The organism is Aliishimia ponticola (assembly GCF_004803475.1).
GTDB lineage: Bacteria > Pseudomonadota > Alphaproteobacteria > Rhodobacterales > Rhodobacteraceae > Aliishimia > Aliishimia ponticola.
Genome location: NZ_SRKY01000004.1, coordinates 180,338 through 197,703, shown reverse-complemented (window position 1 = coordinate 197,703; position 17,366 = coordinate 180,338). Strand labels below are relative to the sequence as shown.

The window sequence follows — 17,366 nt, the reverse complement described above, 5'->3', positions numbered from 1 at the left end:
ATGCTGAACGTGACACCGAATCTAAGTAATCCCGATGCGTTCTATGAGGCACTGATCCGCAGTCATGAGGGCCTCAGCGATGCGCAAAGCGCCGCTTTCAATGCGCGGCTGATCCTGATCCTTGCCAACCAGATCGGCGATCTGCCGACGCTGCTGGAGGCGCTGGAGGCCGCGCGGACCTCTGGCTGATGGGCGGGCCAAGCCACAAAAAAGCCCCGGACAACATAGGCTGTCCGAGGCATGAAGGCTGAAGTCGCCTAACTCAGGATGCTTGACGCTTGCGGCGTGCCACGAAGCCGAAGGCACCGAAGCCGACCAGCGCCAGCGGCAGTGCTGCGGGCACCGGAACCGCTGCGGGCGCATCAAACGAGATCGAGTCGATCGCACCGGAGGACCGGCCAAAGTCGAACACGATGGAGCTGACGCCTTCCCAATCCAGCCCTGTGAAGGACGCGAACTGGTTGTCATAGTCCAGATTGATCGGGCCGGTTGTCGCACCGGTATCTGCGGTCACGACGAAGTTCGTGACATCGTCCAGCACGTCAAAGCCGGTGAACGTCACAAGGCTGTCGAAGCTGAACGTGATGGTGCCACCGCGGCCGTTATCATCCGGGTCGGACTGATCGCCATCCTCGGAAATGATAAGGATGTTGCCGGGGTTCAACGTCTCGGTCCCCGCGACAGGCGTCCCGTTGGCCGGGCGCGTGCCCGTCAGCTCTGCGTAGAACGGCGCAGCCAGGTCCCGGTCACCACCAGTGAAATTATTGGAGTCGAAGATCATCGCATCGCCGGACCCGCCTGTGGCGGAAATCGTACCGGTGATGGAGTCCACGTCGAAGCCTGTCAGGATCGTGCCTGCGTCATAGCCTTCGAAATCCAGCGTCGCAGCATGCGCGCCAGAAGCAAGCGCAGCGACAATCGCTGTCTGTGCCATCAATTTTAACATCGTCGTATTACCCTTCACTAAGTTCATCATCAGCCTCCGTGGAACTGATATGGGCAGAGGCCTAACAAGCTTTCAGGTGCATTATGAGCCGGTTTTCCCCCTTCTCACGCACACGTCACGGCCTGTGAGCGCGGGTTACAGGGTTAATGGGACGTGAACATGGCAGGAACCCACGCGGATTCCCGTCCTGCGTGTCAATCGAAGGGAATAAGCGCCGCATCCTTGCGAAGATAAAGCGGATGCTTGGCCGCGCCGGACTGATTCTTGCCAAGGCACATCAGCGGTTTTCCCGTCTGCCGCAGGGCTTCCAGCGTTTCTGCTTCGATGGTGGCGTAGCGTTTATGGACATTGCCGGATGCCAGCACCAGCGTTTCCGCCTCTGCGGCCATCTCGCGCAGGACATCCATGTTCCATGCGCTGCGTGCCAATGCCGGGTCGGGCGGAATATCACGGGGGGAGGTCGCGCGCCAATCCAGCAGATTGCCCTTGAGATAGCGGGTAAAGCCCCAGTCACGGGCAAAGGTCAACTCTCGGTGGCAGGTCGGGTCCGAGGCGTCGGCATCCGCCACGGACGGGTTCAGACCCACGAACAGGATCGCGCGCGGGGCTTGCCCGGCCGGTGTCCAGTCCCGGCTGAGGGCGTGGCGATAGCGCATGCAATCCGAAAACCGCGCCGCGCCGGTCACATCCTCGGGCAGACGCAACCGTGTCTTGCCGCCCGGATCGTGGCTCATGTCAGATTGAACACGCGCGTGGGGTGAAGCTCTCCGGCCTTGTAGACGCCGACCGCAACCGGCACCCCATCCAGCGAGGCCCACGCGGTGTCGCCGTATTCCACATCCGATGCCATCACCATGCCGGGATTGCCGTTGCGCAGGCGGGCAGCCCCTTCGGGCGTCGCGCGCAGTTCGGGCAGATCGTCCAGCCCGGCATCCAGTGGCAGCAGATGCGCGTCCAGCTCCGGCGACTTGGCCATGGCGTCGATTTGTTCGACGCTCAGCCCATCCTTCGCTTCGAACGGTCCGGACCAGATCCGCCGCAACTCTCGCACATGCCCGTAACATCCCAGCGCCGCACCCAGATCGCGTGCGATGGATCGCACATAGCCGCCTTTGCCGCATGTCATCTCAAGCACCGCATGATCCGCATCCGGGCGATCGACCAGAACGAGTTCCTCGACCCAAAGCGGGCGCGCGGCCAAATCCATTTCTTCGCCGTCTCGGGCCTTCTTGTAAGCGCGCTCCCCGTCGATCTTCACGGCGGAAAACTGCGGCGGCACCTGCATGATGTCGCCAACGAAGGCCCCAAGCGCCTCTTTGATCTGGTCGTCCGTCGGGCGCGCATCGGAAGAGGCGATCACCTCGCCCTCCGCGTCGTCGGTATTGGTGGCCTGTCCGAAGCGCACCGTGAAGGTATAGGCCTTCAGCGCGTCAGTGATGTAGGGCACGGTCTTGGTCGCTTCTCCCAGCGCCACGGCCAACACGCCGGTCGCCTCCGGGTCCAGCGTTCCGGCATGGCCCGCCTTCTTGGCGTCGAAAGCCCAGCGGACCTTGCCCACGACAGAGGTAGAGGTCATGCCCGCCGGTTTATCGACGATCACCCATCCCGAAATATCGCGGCCCTTGCGCTTGCGTCCCATGGTCTTGCCTCATCTGCGGATCAGGCGCGCGCCTTAACGGAGCGCGGGTGTGATTTCAACCTGCCAGCCGGTTCGGGGCGGTAATTCCGCCGCTCTTACTGCGATGTGACAGCGCCGATGATGGGGCCCATCGGAAATCCGGCGTCCGACCGGTTTAGTTCCGGCGCATGCAGGCGCGAGATATTCCCATCGAAATACAGCGCATTGGGAACGCCAAGCGCGTCGCGGAAGAGACGGCCAAATTGGTGAAACGTGACCGGGGTGTTGGAAATCGCGAAGATGGCCTCGCGCCCATCGGCGCTGGTGCCGACCCCGTTGCGCACATAACGCGAGGTGCTGTCCGGCAGGAACCGCGGATGCAGGTCGCCATCGATGACCAGCATCGGCCCCGATTGCGTGGCAAAGCGGCACGTCGGCGCTTCGCGTTCGAACCGCAGGGATTCGATGACATCGGCGCGCCCATCGCCCAAACACAGCACGCCATTGGGCAGCAGGCCGAAATTTCCCGGCCCGGGGGATGTGATCAACCGTTGCTCTACCGTGTCGCCATCCAGATAGAGGCCCACAGGGGATCGATCCCGGTGATACATTCCGGCATTCATTGCAAAGCTCAGCTTCTCGCCCTGCTGCGCAAGCATCTCGTCCACATTGAAGAACGTGCCGAAGGGCAACCCGTTGTCGCGGTAAAGGAAAAGCCGCAGCGGGGTGTCTTGCGGATTGATCCGGCACACCGTGAAGCTGCTTCCGTCGAATTCCAGATCGCTGCAGCCCGGCGCGGCAACGGCCCCTGCCGCAAGCATCGACAGCCACGCCACCAGCCACGCGGCGGAGGCGCGGATCATGAATCGAGGTCCCGCCGCACGTCCTCCTGCGAGAAGATCGCGCGGGTTTCGTCCATCCGGTCGAAAGTTTCATCAAGGCGGAAACGCAGATCCGGCGTGTATTTCAGCCCGACCTTCTTGCCAATGATACGGCGCAGTTCGGACTTGTTGCGCGCCAGAAGGTCAATCGCTTCGCCCTTCTTGTCGCCGCCCAGCGGCATCACGAATACGGTGGCGATCTTGAGATCCGGCGATGTGCGCACCTCGCCGACCGTCACCGACATCCGGTTCAGTTCCGGGTCGTGGATGTCCCCTTGTGCGAGAACCTGTGCCAATGTCCGGCGTATCAACTCGCCGACACGCAATTGTCGCTGGGACGGGCCGGGGCCGTCGTGATGTCTGTTTTTGCCCATGTCCCCCACTTAAGCTTGCAGAGAGGCTTTGCCAAGCGGTATGGGCGAGGGACCGTGATGCAAAGAGGACAGGACCATGGCAGAGCTTCCGGGAATCGTGGTGACAGGTGCGTCGGGCCGGATGGGCCAGATGCTGATCGAGACGATCCGCGCCTCGGAAAAGGCGCGTCTGGTCGGTGTTGTGGAACGTGCGGGCCATGACTGGATCGGGCAGGATATCGGTGCCGCAATGGGCGGGGCAGAGCTTGGCGTGCGCGTAACGGACGACCCGCTGGAAGCCTTCGCAAACGCGCAGGCCGTCATCGACTTCACCGCCCCCGAAGCCACGTTGGAATTCGCAGCCCTCGCAGCGCAGGCGCGGGCGGTGCATGTGATCGGCACCACCGGCATGACCGATGCGCAGATTGCGGATCTTGGTCCCGCCGCCCGCCATTGTCCGCAAATCCGCGCTGGGAACATGTCACTGGGCGTCAACCTTCTGGTGCAGTTGACGCGGCAGGTCGCGGCCGCACTGGATGCCGATTTCGATATCGAAGTGATCGAAGTGCACCACAACAAGAAGGTCGATGCACCGTCCGGGACGGCGCTGATGCTGGGCGAAGCTGCCGCCGAGGGGCGCGGACAGAACCTGGCGGATATCTCGGACCGGGGGCGCGACGGAATTACCGGAGCCCGCAAAAGGGGGGATATCGGCTTCACTGCAATTCGCGGGGGCGATATCGTGGGTGAACATGATGTGCTATTTGCGGGCGAGGGCGAACGTATCGTACTGCGCCACATGGCGACGGACAGGGCGATCTTTGCGCGCGGCGCGCTGAAAGCCGCAATTTGGGGGCAGGATCAAGGGCCGGGCCAATACGACATGGTCGATGTGCTGGGGCTGTCAGCGCGCTAAAGCAACCGCCTTAATTGGCGCGACATCAAGATACCGAAGGCCAACAATAACTGCGAGAACAGTCAGGACCGGCGCCACAGACCTCATGACGCGGCCCACCCCCCTTCATTGTTCTGCAAATACTCATTCCGCTGCGCCAATCGCAGGCGAAGTTTCTTGAGTATTTTAGGAACAATGAAAGGATTATGCTGTCTGTTCGTCCTGCGGTACAGGCTGGAGAGCCGATGACCGTGAACGATGAAGGGGGTCGCCGCGCCCTTAAACGCAATGCGGTTCGGTGGCAGAGGGCGAGCGAAGAGCGTCCTCTGCGCCGGTGAACGGCGGTCAGGCTAGGAATGCCCCGCGCGCAGGCCTTAAGCCGCCACGGGCCTTGGGGTCAGCGGCACTGACGCCCGGCTTCGGTGCCGAAGTCTTTCCACGCGCTCCAAAACGCCTCGTCCGAGGCGCGGTTCGATTGCCGGACTTCCTGAAGCTTGTGGTTGTCCTTGAAATACTTCGCGCCGCGCGTCTGCTGCGCCTTGGTAAGCTTCTGGTCCGCGACCCATTGCACACAGCCGCACAGTTCCGGCCCGGCGGATTGCCGACCGGAGGTTTGGCAGGCATCGTAAAGCGGACCCTTGGCGAACTTCTTCACGGGCGCTGCGGGCAGCGGGGCCACTGGGGCGGCGGCCGTTGTCACCGGTGCAGGCGCTGGCGCAACAGCGGCCGGTAGCGGCGTCGCGGCGACCTGCGCCGGAATGCCGGGGGCTTCGACCACGGGGGGCTGAGCGGCCAATGGATCAACCGGAACGGCGCCGGGTGTCACCGCGATCGGACCGGTCAAGACCGCAGGGGCGGGTGCCATCGTAACGGCGCCCGCGCTGGCATCCGTTACGGGAACCGCGCCGGGCGTGACGGGCACATAGCTCGTCGGAGCCTGCCCCGCGCGCGAGCTGGAATACTGCGTCCCCAGCCCATCGCCGCAAGCGCTTAACATACCAAAGGAAAGAACGACCAAATGTGCCCGGATCATCCGCTATCGCCTCCAAATCAGCCGCGGGTTTATCCCACGTGCCTATCTGCCTTGGTACGAATATGCCGGAATGCCGGACAAAGGGCAATTGCCGCGTCGCGGGGAAAAATCGCGCAATCAGATCGGCAAACGCGCCTTACGGTGGCGGCATTCTGCGATCACATGCTTCATCACTTGCGCATATGGCTGTTCGGACGGGGCTTCGGACATCTCGCGCTCTAGCTGACGCTGGGCGCTCAGGGTCATTTCCAAACCCGCGTTCCAGTCCGATTTCACCGGAACCACCGTTTCGCTGAGGCGCAGAAGATGCCGCGCCAGTCGTGCACCGATCAGGGGGCTGTCGTCTTGGTCATTCATGGTGAGTCTCCGAAGCTGGCTAGAGAGCGTTGCCCCAATTCCTAATCCGATTTAACCACTTGGCGTTAGTCTGGAATACCCGCCTTTTCTGGGGAGTTGACGGATCGGCGACCGGATGGCAGAAAGAATCGTACGTTAACAGATGGTTAACGCGTTTCCTGCGCGTTGAGGCCCGCGATGCTGCCCGCTGACAGGGTACAACTGCCCTTGTGCCGACGGGGCAAAGATCCTCTCGACAAAACCCGAAAAGCGCACCATATCCCTGCACCATGACGCAGCTTTCGCATATACGTAATTTTTCCATCGTGGCCCATATCGACCACGGGAAATCCACGCTCGCCGACCGCCTGATCCAGGAGACGCAGACCGTCGCCGATCGGGACATGAAGGCGCAGCTTCTCGACGCGATGGATATCGAGCGGGAACGCGGTATCACGATCAAGGCCAACACCGTGCGGCTCGATTACACTGCCGATAACGGGGAGAAATACGTTCTCAACCTGATCGACACGCCCGGCCACGTCGATTTCGCCTATGAGGTCTCGCGCTCCATGCGTGCGGTCGAAGGCTCGCTTCTGGTGGTGGACAGCACCCAAGGGGTCGAGGCGCAGACTCTCGCCAATGTCTATCAGGCCATTGACGCCGACCACGAGATCGTCCCTGTATTCAACAAGATCGACCTACCTGCTTCCGATGTGGACCGCGTTGCCGAGCAAGTAGAAGACGTGATCGGTATCGACGCCTCTGGCGCCATCGCGGTGTCGGCCAAGACCGGGCAGGGCATCCATGAGGTGCTTGAAGCGATCGTCAACGTGCTGCCCGCGCCGGAAGGCGACCCAGACGGGCCGTTCAAGGCCATGTTGGTCGATAGCTGGTACGATGCCTATCTTGGCGTTGTCGTCCTGATCCGCGTGATCGACGGCCACCTGAAAAAGGGCGAGCGGATCAAGTTCATGTCCAACGGCGCTGTCTATCCGGTGGACCGCGTCGGGGTGTTCCGCCCGGCAATGCAAAATGCCGATATCCTCGGCCCCGGCGAAATCGGCTTTCTGACCGCGTCCATCAAGCAGGTGCGCGACACCCGCGTCGGCGACACGATCACCCACGAGAAGAAGGGCGCGACCGTCCCGCTGCCGGGCTTCAACCCGTCAGTCCCCGTGGTGTTCTGTGGTCTGTTCCCGGTCGATAGCGCCGAATTCGAAGACCTGCGCGACGCGATTGAAAAGCTGGCGCTGAACGACGCGTCCTTCTCGTATGAGATGGAAACATCCGCCGCGCTGGGCTTTGGCTTCCGCTGCGGCTTCCTTGGGTTGCTGCACCTGGAGGTGATCCGCGACCGGATCGAACGCGAGTACAATATCGAACTCATCACGACCGCGCCCTCCGTGGTCTATCACGTCTTTATGAAAGACGGGTCGATGACCGAATTGCACAACCCCGCCGACATGCCTGATCCGTCCACCATCGACCATATCGAAGAGCCGCGCATCAAGGCGACGATTCTTGTGCCCGATGACTTCCTTGGTGATGTGCTGAAGCTGTGTCAGGACCGTCGCGGCATCCAACTTGATCTGTCCTATGCAGGTAGCCGCGCGATGGTGGTCTATGATCTGCCGCTGAACGAGGTCGTGTTCGACTTTTACGACCGGCTGAAATCGGTGACCAAGGGCTATGCCTCCTTCGACTACCAGTTGGAAGGCTACCGCGAAGACAACCTGGTCAAGATGTCCGTGCTGGTGAATGACGAACCGGTGGATGCGCTTTCCATGATGGTGCACCGCGACCGCGCCGAAATGCGGGGCCGTGCCATGTGTGAAAAGCTCAAGGATCTGATCCCGCGCCACATGTTCAAAATCCCGATCCAAGCGGCCATCGGCGGCAAGGTCATCGCGCGCGAGACCCTGTCAGCCCTGCGCAAGGACGTGACCGCGAAATGCTATGGCGGCGATGCGACACGTAAGCGCAAACTGCTGGACAAGCAGAAAGCCGGCAAGAAGAAGATGCGCCAGTTCGGCAAGGTGGATATCCCGCAAGAGGCGTTCATCTCTGCGCTGAAGATGGACAACTAAGCGCGGCGTCTTCCCGGCCCTTTTGGGCAAATCCGTCGCGCATGGCCTCACCCTTGGCCCTGCCGATGGCCCCATCGTACAAAACCGGTCACGCCCGGCACGGATCGCCGATGTCAGGGCCGAAGACCTGCCCCTTGTCGCTGCTCCGAATCCGCGCCGGACGCTCCCAGTTTTGTACGGGGCCAACTTCTACGCGCGGCGGGTTCAACAAATCCTGACCCCACCGTACGCTGCCCCGCCCCGGCGCGTCCGTCGCTGTTTGATGCACGTCAAATCCAATGCCGCGCAGGTCAGATATCAGGATGGCGATTTCGATTCAGGAGGCACAAATGCCGCGTCTGTCCTTGATGCTTGTTCTGCATATTTTCATTGGTTCTACCCTCGCCGGAAGCGGGGTCATCATCGCGCTTGTCAGCGGCTATGCCACGCTGATGCCGATCCTCGTTGCGGCGGTTCTGGGGTTCATTCTGGCCTTTCCCGCAAGCTGGTTCGTGGCGAAACAAATCGACAACCTGCGTTGACATACATCAAGTCGCGCAGGTTCGATCGTCGTGTAGACTGGGTTCCAAGCAAAGGAGCCTATTATGACCACACCGCGTGATACGTTGCTGAAACTGCGTCAGGAAATCCTCGCTGAACTGGATCATATCGAACAGGATCTGGACGCACCGAAACCCAAGGATTGGGACGATGCCGCGTCCGAACGTCAAGGCGACGAGGTTCTGCAAGCGCTGGGCGAACATGATCTGGAAGAGCTGCGCGGGATCGATGCGGCGCTCAAACGTGTCGACGAGGGCGAGTATGGGTTCTGCGTGAAATGCGGCAGCGAAATCTCACCCGAGCGGTTGGAGCTGCTGCCCGCCACCCCGTTCTGCAAAACCTGCGCGGCGCAGATCTAGTCGCGCCAGCGCAGCAGGCGCTTTTCCACCAGCCCGATCACGCCAGAGGTCAGCAGACCCATAAGCGACAGGATCACGACGCCGGCAAACAGCCGTTCAAGGTCATAAAGCGACCCGGCCTCTAGAATATACGCGCCAATCCCGTATTGCGCGCCCAGCATCTCTGCCGCGACCAGCAGGATGATCGCAATGGCAAGGCTGATACGCAGGCCGGACAGGATACCCGGCATGGCGCCGGGCAGAACGATCTTGCGCACGATAGACAGCCAGGACAGACCAAAGCTTTGGCCCATGCGGATCAGCGTCCGGTCCACATTGTCGACCGCGCCATAAGTGGCGACGACCGTGGGGGTGAATGTGCCGAAGGCGATCAGCGCGTATTTCGACCCCTCGTCGATACCGAACCAGATCACGAAAAGCGGCAAAAGCGCGATCTTGGGGATCGGGAAAATCGCGGCGACCAGCGGCACCAGCCCGGCCCGGATATAGGAAAACAGGCCGATCAGGATACCGACCCCGATCCCGACACTGGCCCCAAGGGCCGCGCCGACGATCAGCCGCGTCAGCGAGGGGACCATGTGTTTGACCAGCAGGCCGGAGGACCAAAGCTCGCCAAACGTTGCGAGCACGTCTGACGGTTTGGGCAGCGTCAGCGCGGATATCCAACCGCTGCGCGTGCCCCATTCCACCAGCAGTACAAGGGTGACAAACACCGCCAGTCCGACGCCGCGCCGTGTGGTTGGGGCAAAGCCACCGCCGCGAAACCGGACGGTGCGAGCTGTGGTGGGGGCGTCAGACATGGATCAACTCCGCATCGGCGGCGCGGGCTTCGTCGCGCATCAAGTCCCAAAGGTGTTTTTGCACCGCTTCAAGGTCCGGATCGGCATAGCCGCGCGCTTCCAGCGGTTTGTCGATCTCGACCACCTCGCGGATCTGGCCGGGACGGCGTGACAGCACCACGATCTGGTGGCCCAGCCGCACGGCCTCGGCAAGGTTGTGGGTGACATAGACGGCGGTAAAGGGCTGGCGGGTCCAAAGCGCGACAAGGTCATCCATCAAAAGCTCGCGCGTCTGGCTATCCAGCGCCGAGAGCGGCTCATCCATCAGCATGACCGCAGGGTTCACGGCCAGGGCGCGCGCAATTGCCACCCGTTGCTTCATGCCGCCCGACAACTGTTTGGGCAGCGCATCGGCGAAATCGCTCAGACGGGTGCGGGCCAGCACGTCCGCGATGATCGTCTCTGCCCGTGCGCCGCGAATCCCGTGATCCTCCAGCACGAGAGAGATATTCCCCCGCACCGACCGCCAGGGCAGCAATGCGAAATGCTGGAATACATAGGTCAGCGGGTTCAGGCAGTCTGCGGGCGGGTTGCCGACTTGCAGCACCTGGCCCGCTGAAGGGCGCTCCAACCCGCCGATAAAGCGCAGCAGGGTGGACTTGCCGCAGCCCGATGGGCCAACCATGCAGGCAATGCGCCCAGACGGCACCGACAGGTTGATGTCACGCAAAACCTCTGTATCGCCATAGCTATGGCTGATCCCGTCCAGACGAATGTCCATGAATTGGCCTCTTGTCTGCGCGGCAAGGACCGGCCCTGCCGCGCGTAGTTGGCTTATGTGCCGATGGTGTCCACGTAAGAGGTGTCAAGGAACGTGTCGAGCGTGATTTCGGAATCGACCAGACCTTCGGCCTGCATCCACGCCATCTGATCGCGCACCGAATCCACATTGATCGCCGCACCTTCGTTGATCCGCATCGACCCGTTGATGATCGACGGCGCGGCCTTTTCACGGGGCCGGTCGGTGTAGACATATTTGTGGATCAGATCTACCATCTGCTGCTTGGCATCCTCGCCCGCCGTGGCATCCACCATCGCCGCGTTGTAATCGGCCGCGCCCATGGAAAAGCCCTTGAGGAAACTTTCGGTCAATGCGCGGTCGCCATCGGCATTCTTGGCCGAGGTAAAGACCGTGGTCACCTGGTAATTCGGCAGGTAATCGGCCACGTTGCCAATGATATGGACTGCGCCCGATCCGGCAAGCGGCTTGGCGATATGCGGCACGATGGACCACGCATCGATCTGGCCCGATTTCAGTGCGCCGATGATCGCGCCGACCTTTTGCAGCGGAATGAATTCTGGCGCTGCATTTTCGGCCGCGGCGATCTTGGACCCCATGTAATGGAAGGACGATCCCGCCGTTGTCATCCCAAACCGTTTGCCGCCCAGCCCGGCGGCAGAAGTCAGCCCCGCCTGATAGGCGGTGTCCGAGGCGAGGATCTTCTGCCCGTCGATGGCCGGGTCTTCGGACAGCGCGCCGCCGATAACCTTGACCGCGCCCTTTTGCGCAAGGCTCAGCAGCCCGCCCGAAATCGCGGTCACACCGAAATCCACATCGCCCGAAGCAATCGCCACGGCCATGGGTTGCGCGGCCTGAAAGAACTTCAATTCCACATCAAGGCCAGCCTCGGCGAAATAGCCGCGTTCCAGCGCGACGAAACTGCCCGAATGGCTGGTGAAAGGCAGCGCGCCCACGACGGCTTTCTTGCCCGAAGCAATGGCAGGTGCGGCCAACCCGCTAAGCGTTGCAGCGCCCATCAGGGCAAGGCTTTGGCGTCTGTTCAAAGTGGTCATGGATTCCCTCCCAAGAATATCTTCGGCGCAAGTCGCCGATATGTCCGCCTAAATCATGGCGGTGAACCGGTCAGGCTGCAAGCGCGGAAGGCGGTTTAGACCATGCGCCCGCGCTGCGCGCTGGGGCTGGTATCAAAGGCCTTGCGGTAAAGCCGCGAGAAATGCCCGACGCTTTGAAAGCCGCTGGCGATGGCCACCTCCGAGATCGACATCTCGGTTTGCAGCAGCAAATGCCGGGCGCGATCCAGCCGCAATTCCGTGTAATAGCGTTTGGGCGAGGTGTTGAAATACCGGCCAAACAGCCGTTCCAGCTGGCGCACCGATATCCCGATCTGGTCCGCGATCTGCGTTGGGGTGATCGGGTCTTCCAGCGCGTCCTGCATGATACGGATCGCCTTCGCCATATGCGGATTGCGCATCCCGCTGCGCGCCTGAAGCGAAATGCGCTGCGCCGCGCTGCCTTCACGCGCGCCGACATAGACCATCATGTCCGATACCGCGATGGACAGATCATAGCCGTGATCCTGTTCGATCAGATGCAGCATCAAATCCGCCGTCGCCGTCCCGCCAGAGGCTGTCATGTGCTTTTCATCGGCCACGAACACGCTTGGCACCAATTCCACATCGGGGAACCGTTCCAGGAATGCGTCATGATATTCCCAATGAATCGCGGCGCGCATCCCGCTGAGAAACCCGGCCTCCGCCAAAATCCATGCGCCCGAACACAGCGCCGCCACGCGCACGCCGTCCCGCTTGGCCCGGCGCAGGCAGGCCAGCAAGCCCGGCGTGATGTGCTTGTCCATATCGAGGCCGGGGATCACGAATAGCCGGTCACAGCGCGGCACGGTGTCGAACCCATGCTGCACGAGGCTGATCGTGTCGTTCGAGGCGCGGGCCGTCTCGCCGTTCTGCGAGGCATAGGACCACGAATACAATGTCTCGCCGCTGATCATGTTGGCGATCCGCAGCGGTTCGGTGGCGCAGGACAGCGTCAGATGCGTGTGGTTCTCGATCAGCGTAAAAACGAAGTGCTGTTTGGTCATATCGGTCGACCCGTCCCAGTGAAAAGGCCCGCGATGCCCGGTTTCGACCCATCCTGCGATCCCGCAAGTGATCGGGTGTCGTTTTTCTGGGCATGCGTGTCGTACAAGTTTATACACAGCGTATACAATTCTTGCAAAGCTCCTTCACGAAGGCCGGAGAGATGAATTTGCCGAAAGATCAAAAAAACACCAAGACGCGGTTGCTGGAGTTCCTGAGAATGGAAATCCTGTCGACGCGGCTGGCGCCCGGCGCGGATCTGGATGAGGCGCAGCTTTCGGCCGCGTTCAGCCTGTCCCGCACGCCGCTGCGCGAGGTGCTGCGGCAACTGGCGGGCGAAGGCTACGTCATCCTGCGCGAGAACCGGTCAGCCCGCGTGGCGGATATGTCCTTTGCCACGATGCGCGATTTCTTTGTCGCGGCCCCGATGATCTATGGCGCGGTTTTGCGCCTGGCGGCCCGAAATCGGGGGGATGGACAGTTGGCGGCGTTGCAGACGGCGCAGGACAGGTTCCGCGCGACATTGCGAAACGGATCCTCTGTGGACCGGGCGCTGGCCAATAACCGGTTTCACGAGATCACCGGCGAGATGGCGGGCAACACCTATCTGATGCCCTCATTCCACCGGCTTCTGATCGATCATGCGCGTATGGGCGCGACCTTCTTCCGCCCGCAATCGAATGAAATGGCCGAGAACCTCGACCTTGCCAGCCGTCAACATGACGAGATCATCGAGGCGATTGCCGCGCAGGACGAACCGCGCGCCGGGCAATTGGCCGAAGACCATTGGAACCTATCGCGCGGACAGATCGAACTGTTCGTCATGCCGGGCGGGCTTGATGTGCCGCTGGGTGACGCGGCGCGCAGCACAACCGGATGAGGTGCAGATGACCCCACGTTTTCGCTTTGACGGCATTTATACGCCCGTCGTTACACCGTTCCTGGCCGATCTTTCGGTGGATTGGGACAGGCTTGCTGCGGTCATCGAATGGTTGATCGGTGCGGGGGTGCATGGGCTGATCTCCGGTGGGTCGACCGGGGAAAACTATGCGCAGACCGTGGCAGAGCGGATCGAGATCGCGCAATTCACCGTGGACAAGGCCCAAGGCCGGGTGCCGGTCGTGGTCGGAACGGGGGCCATGCTGACGACGGATTCCGTGGCATTGGCCCGCGCCGCGCGGGACATGGGGGCCGAGGCCATCCTGCTGGCCAGCCCGCCCTATGCGGTGCCGACCGACCGGGAAAATGCGCTGAACGCTCTGGCGATCGACAAGGCGGCGGACCTGCCGATCATGCTGTATAACTATCCGGGCCGTACCGGCACGATGATGGGCGAAGAGTTTCTGGACCGCGTCGGGCGCAGCCGCAATTTCTGCGGCATCAAGGAAAGCTCTGGTGATATCAACCGCGTACACCTGCTGGCGCGCGATTACCCGCATATCCAGCTTGGCTGCGGCATGGACGATCAGGCGCTGGAATTCTTTGCATGGGGCGCGCCGTTCTGGGTCTGCGGCGGCTCCAACTTTCTGCCGCATGAGCATGTCGCGCTGTATGACGCCTGCGTCATCGAAGGCGATTTCGCCAAGGGGCGGCGGATCATGTCCGCGATGATGCCGCTGATGCGGGTGCTGGAACAGGGCGGCAAGTTCATCCAGACGATCAAGCATGGCGTGACCATGACCGGCATCGATTGCGCCGTGGTGCGCCCGCCGCTCAAGGCGCTGAACAAGGACGACAAGCGCGCGCTCGATCAGGTGGTGCGGGTGCTGAAACGAACGATTGCCGACATCAAGGCGGAGGGCGAGGTATGAGCTTGCTGACCAAGGACGAATATATGGCGCTGGCCGCCGATCTGGACATGCCGTCGGGCGCGTTCATCGATGGCAGCTTCCGCGCGGCCCAGTCGGGTGCAACCTTTGCAACGGCGAACCCGGCAACCGGCGGGGAACTGGCGCAGGTGGCTGCATGCGGGGCGGCGGATGTGGATTTCGCCGTGCAAAAGGCCCGCGATGCGTTCGATGATGGGCGCTGGTCCCGCCTGCATCCGTCAGAGCGCAAGGACATTCTGATCCGTCTGACCAAACTGCTGACGCGCAATGCGCGCGAACTGGCCGTGATGGAAAGCCTCGACAGCGGCAAGACGATCTATGATTGCGAAACCGTCGACCTGCCCGAGACGATCCACTGCATCAAGTGGCACGCGGAACTGATCGACAAGATCTACGATCAGGTGGCGCCGGCTTCGGACGATCATATCGCGATGGTGGTGCGCGAACCGATCGGCGTGGTCGGCCTTGTGCTGCCTTGGAACTTCCCGCTGCTGATGCTGGCGTGGAAAGTCGCGCCCGCGCTGGCCGCTGGCTGCTGCGTTGTCGTCAAACCGGCAGAGGAAACGTCGCTCACCGCGCTGCGCTTCGCCGAATTGGCGATGGAGGCGGGCGTGCCGCGCGGCGTTCTCAACGTGGTGACAGGCAGCGGCCCCGATGTGGGTGAACCGATCGGGCGGCATATGGATATCGACATGGTGTCCTTCACCGGCTCTACCGTGACGGGCAAACGCTTTCTTGGCTATGCCGGGGAAAGCAACGCCAAGGAGGTGGTGTTGGAGATGGGCGGCAAGAACCCGGCCATCGTCATGGAGGACGCCGAGAACCTCGACCGGGTGGCGCAGCACGTGGTCAATGGCGCGTTCTGGAACATGGGCGAGAACTGCTCTGCCACCTCGCGGCTGATCGTCCACGCCGCGATCAAGGATGAGCTGATGGAGCGGATAGCCCAGCACACGCGCACATGGGGTGTTGGCGATCCGCTTGATCCCGAAACGCGGGTGGGCGCGCTGGTCAGCCCGGCGCATTTCGACAAGGTCTGCGGTTATCTGGACAAGGCTGGAACTACGCTTCTGGGTGGCACGGCCAAGGACGGTTTCGTGGAACCCACGGTGATCGCATTGGCCAGCAATGATGACCCCCTCGCCCGTGACGAGATTTTCGGGCCGGTTCTGAGCGTGATCGAAGTATCCAGCTTCGACGAGGCTATCGCGGTGGCCAATGACACGGATTACGGGCTGTGCGCGTCGCTCTTTACGGCCAATGCCAAACGCGCCATTCGTGGGGCGCGGATGCTGCGTGCAGGTACGGTCACGGTGAACAGCTTTGGCGAAGGGGACATTGCCACCCCGTTCGGCGGCTTCAAGCAATCGGGCTTCGGCGGGCGGGACAATTCCATTCACGCCCATGACCAGTACACGCAGCTCAAAACGATCTGGATCGACCTGTCCGACGATGAAGACGAGGCCGTCGATTGACGCGCCATGTCGTCCGCCGCTTGCCTGTCCAGACCGGCCCGGCGGCGTGGAACGCGATCCTGGGGCCAGTGGCACAGCGCGGCACCCTGACCGGCGCTCAAACCGCTGATGTGGTGATCGTCGGGGCCGGGTTCGCAGGGCTGTCCGCCGCGCGCCGCTTGCGTCAGTTGCAGCCGACGGCCCGGATCGTTGTGCTGGAGGCAGGCCGCATCGCCGAAGGCAGCGCAGGGCGCAATTCGGGGTTCATGATCGATCTGCCGCATGACCTGACCTCGGACGATTATGCCGGGGCAGGGGATGACCGCGGGATGATCGCGCTGAACCGGACGGCGATCTCCTTTGCGTCGGACGCGGTCGAAGACTACCAGATCTCGCGCGATTATTTCGACCGCGCGGGCAAGGTAAACGGGGCCGTGGGCGAGGCGGCGCAGGCCCATAACCGCAGCTATGCGCGCCATCTGGAAACGCTGGGCGAGCCGTGCGAGGTGCTGGATGCCCAAGCCATGCACGCGCTGACTGGTTCGCACTACTACCGGTCCGGTCTGTACTCCCCGGGCACGGTGATGCTGCAACCGGCGGGCTATATCCGTGGGCTGGCGCGCGGGCTGGAACGGGACGGGATCACGATCTGCGAAGGCTCTGCCGTGACCACGCTGGAAAGGGCCGGGCCGGATTGGCGGGTCGCCACGGATCAAGGACAGGTCACAGCTGCGCATGTGATCCTGACGGTGAATGGCCATCTTGAAAGCTTCGGTTTCGCACGCGGGCGGCTGATGCAGCTTTTCCTTTATGCGGTGATGACCCCCGAACTCGGTCCAGATGCCTTGGCGCAGCTGGGCGGCGCCGCGCGTTGGGGCGTCACCCCCTCAGACCCAATGGGCACAACCATGCGCCGGATCGACAGCGGGCAGGGGGGCAACCGCATCGTCACCCGCACCTGCGCCACGCTGCTTCCGGGGATGCGCGCCACAAGCGGTCACGTTGTCCGGGCCAGCCGGATCATGCAGCGCAAATTCGACGCGCGCTTCCCAAGCCTTGCGGGGATGCGCATGGAATACGCGTGGGCCGGGCATCTATGTCTGAGCCTGAATGGCGTGTCGGTCACGGGCAAGCTGGACGACGGCCTGTATTCGGCCTGTGTTCAGAACGGGCTAGGCACCGCGCGCGGCACCCTGACCGGCATGGCCGCGGCGGAGCTTGTCTCTGGCGCGTCCAGCCCGATAACGCGCTTTGTACAGAATGAGCCCGCGCCGAAACGCCTGCCGCCTCGTCCGTTCCGGGAAATCGGCGCGAACACCGTGCTGCGCTGGCGTGAATGGCGCGCGCGGCAGGAATAA

20 protein-coding genes are annotated in these 17,366 nt (G+C 62.3%); 9 read left to right on the top strand and 11 right to left on the bottom strand.

Annotation, left to right across the window (positions count from 1 at the left end; genetic code table 11):
- Positions 1 to 189 (top strand): DUF2783 domain-containing protein, encoded by a 189-nt coding sequence (locus E4Z66_RS15305; protein ID WP_136463925.1) that lies wholly within the window; start codon positions 1 to 3, stop codon positions 187 to 189.
- A 73-nt stretch (positions 190 to 262) separates the two neighbouring features.
- Here the strand turns inward: E4Z66_RS15305 and E4Z66_RS15300 are convergent, their stop codons facing one another.
- The 5 genes from E4Z66_RS15300 to rbfA all read right to left on the bottom strand — a co-directional run bounded on the left by E4Z66_RS15300 (position 263) and on the right by rbfA (position 3,819).
- Positions 263 to 946 carry a PEP-CTERM sorting domain-containing protein gene (locus tag E4Z66_RS15300; protein WP_136463924.1) on the bottom strand — a complete coding sequence of 228 codons (684 nt, stop codon included), beginning with the start codon at positions 944 to 946 and terminating at the stop codon, positions 263 to 265.
- Positions 947 to 1,140: 194 nt separating this feature from the next.
- Complete coding sequence (locus E4Z66_RS15295) at positions 1,141 to 1,680, bottom strand: DUF1643 domain-containing protein (protein ID WP_136463923.1); 540 nt, start codon at positions 1,678 to 1,680, stop codon at positions 1,141 to 1,143.
- Positions 1,677 to 2,585: a tRNA pseudouridine(55) synthase TruB gene (gene truB / locus E4Z66_RS15290; RefSeq protein WP_136463922.1), complete on the bottom strand. Its 909-nt coding sequence runs from the start codon at positions 2,583 to 2,585 to the stop codon at positions 1,677 to 1,679. Before truB ends, E4Z66_RS15295 begins: the two co-directional genes overlap by 4 nt.
- A gap of 95 nt (positions 2,586 to 2,680) precedes the next feature.
- Positions 2,681 to 3,427, bottom strand: a complete 747-nt coding sequence (locus E4Z66_RS15285; protein WP_136463921.1) for a phosphodiester glycosidase family protein — start codon at positions 3,425 to 3,427, stop codon at positions 2,681 to 2,683.
- Positions 3,424 to 3,819 (bottom strand): 30S ribosome-binding factor RbfA, encoded by a 396-nt coding sequence (gene rbfA, locus E4Z66_RS15280; protein ID WP_136463920.1) that lies wholly within the window; start codon positions 3,817 to 3,819, stop codon positions 3,424 to 3,426. The genes E4Z66_RS15285 and rbfA overlap by 4 nt, the downstream gene beginning before the upstream one ends.
- 76 nt (positions 3,820 to 3,895) lie before the next feature.
- On the opposite strand from rbfA, the gene dapB reads away from it, so the two are divergent.
- Positions 3,896 to 4,714: a 4-hydroxy-tetrahydrodipicolinate reductase gene (dapB, locus tag E4Z66_RS15275; RefSeq protein WP_136463919.1), complete on the top strand. Its 819-nt coding sequence runs from the start codon at positions 3,896 to 3,898 to the stop codon at positions 4,712 to 4,714.
- 376 nt (positions 4,715 to 5,090) lie between these two features.
- On the opposite strand, the gene E4Z66_RS19765 is transcribed toward dapB, so the two are convergent.
- The gene (locus tag E4Z66_RS19765) at positions 5,091 to 5,690 is read right to left on the bottom strand and encodes a hypothetical protein (RefSeq protein WP_136463918.1); all 600 of its coding nucleotides are present in this window, start codon (positions 5,688 to 5,690) and stop codon (positions 5,091 to 5,093) included.
- Between the two features lie 153 nt (positions 5,691 to 5,843).
- Positions 5,844 to 6,083 carry a hypothetical protein gene (locus tag E4Z66_RS15265; protein WP_136463917.1) on the bottom strand — a complete coding sequence of 80 codons (240 nt, stop codon included), beginning with the start codon at positions 6,081 to 6,083 and terminating at the stop codon, positions 5,844 to 5,846.
- A gap of 269 nt (positions 6,084 to 6,352) precedes the next feature.
- Between E4Z66_RS15265 and lepA the strand changes: the two genes are divergently transcribed.
- From lepA to E4Z66_RS15250, 3 genes are all read left to right on the top strand, one after another.
- Positions 6,353 to 8,152 (top strand): translation elongation factor 4, encoded by a 1,800-nt coding sequence (gene lepA / locus E4Z66_RS15260; protein WP_136463916.1) that lies wholly within the window; start codon positions 6,353 to 6,355, stop codon positions 8,150 to 8,152.
- A gap of 329 nt (positions 8,153 to 8,481) precedes the next feature.
- The gene (locus E4Z66_RS15255) at positions 8,482 to 8,673 is read left to right on the top strand and encodes a CTP synthetase (RefSeq protein WP_136463915.1); all 192 of its coding nucleotides are present in this window, start codon (positions 8,482 to 8,484) and stop codon (positions 8,671 to 8,673) included.
- A 63-nt stretch (positions 8,674 to 8,736) separates the two neighbouring features.
- Entirely contained in the window at positions 8,737 to 9,051 is a 315-nt protein-coding gene (locus E4Z66_RS15250) for a TraR/DksA family transcriptional regulator (protein ID WP_136463914.1), read from the top strand.
- Here E4Z66_RS15250 and E4Z66_RS15245 read toward each other — a convergent pair.
- The 4 genes from E4Z66_RS15245 to E4Z66_RS15230 all read right to left on the bottom strand — a co-directional run bounded on the left by E4Z66_RS15245 (position 9,048) and on the right by E4Z66_RS15230 (position 12,727).
- Positions 9,048 to 9,851 carry an ABC transporter permease gene (locus tag E4Z66_RS15245; protein ID WP_136463913.1) on the bottom strand — a complete coding sequence of 268 codons (804 nt, stop codon included), beginning with the start codon at positions 9,849 to 9,851 and terminating at the stop codon, positions 9,048 to 9,050. The genes E4Z66_RS15250 and E4Z66_RS15245 overlap by 4 nt on opposite strands.
- On the bottom strand, positions 9,844 to 10,611 hold the full coding sequence (locus tag E4Z66_RS15240; protein ID WP_136463912.1) for an ABC transporter ATP-binding protein: 768 nt from the start codon (positions 10,609 to 10,611) through the stop codon (positions 9,844 to 9,846). The genes E4Z66_RS15245 and E4Z66_RS15240 overlap by 8 nt, the downstream gene beginning before the upstream one ends.
- Positions 10,612 to 10,664: 53 nt before the next feature.
- Positions 10,665 to 11,684: an ABC transporter substrate-binding protein gene (locus E4Z66_RS15235; RefSeq protein ID WP_136463911.1), complete on the bottom strand. Its 1,020-nt coding sequence runs from the start codon at positions 11,682 to 11,684 to the stop codon at positions 10,665 to 10,667.
- A 95-nt stretch (positions 11,685 to 11,779) separates the two neighbouring features.
- Entirely contained in the window at positions 11,780 to 12,727 is a 948-nt protein-coding gene (locus tag E4Z66_RS15230; RefSeq protein ID WP_136463910.1) for a GlxA family transcriptional regulator, read from the bottom strand.
- A 161-nt stretch (positions 12,728 to 12,888) separates the two neighbouring features.
- On the opposite strand from E4Z66_RS15230, the gene E4Z66_RS15225 reads away from it, so the two are divergent.
- Genes E4Z66_RS15225 through E4Z66_RS15210 form a run of 4 tightly spaced genes read left to right on the top strand, consistent with a single transcriptional unit; the run spans position 12,889 to position 17,366 of the window.
- The gene (locus tag E4Z66_RS15225; RefSeq protein WP_136463909.1) at positions 12,889 to 13,605 is read left to right on the top strand and encodes a GntR family transcriptional regulator; all 717 of its coding nucleotides are present in this window, start codon (positions 12,889 to 12,891) and stop codon (positions 13,603 to 13,605) included.
- Between the two features lie 7 nt (positions 13,606 to 13,612).
- A complete protein-coding gene (locus E4Z66_RS15220) occupies positions 13,613 to 14,536 on the top strand; it encodes a dihydrodipicolinate synthase family protein (RefSeq protein ID WP_136463908.1) in 924 nt (307 codons plus the stop codon).
- Positions 14,533 to 16,029: an aldehyde dehydrogenase gene (locus tag E4Z66_RS15215; RefSeq protein WP_136463907.1), complete on the top strand. Its 1,497-nt coding sequence runs from the start codon at positions 14,533 to 14,535 to the stop codon at positions 16,027 to 16,029. The genes E4Z66_RS15220 and E4Z66_RS15215 overlap by 4 nt, the downstream gene beginning before the upstream one ends.
- Positions 16,026 to 17,366, top strand: a complete 1,341-nt coding sequence (locus tag E4Z66_RS15210) for an NAD(P)/FAD-dependent oxidoreductase (protein WP_136463906.1) — start codon at positions 16,026 to 16,028, stop codon at positions 17,364 to 17,366. Before E4Z66_RS15215 ends, E4Z66_RS15210 begins: the two co-directional genes overlap by 4 nt.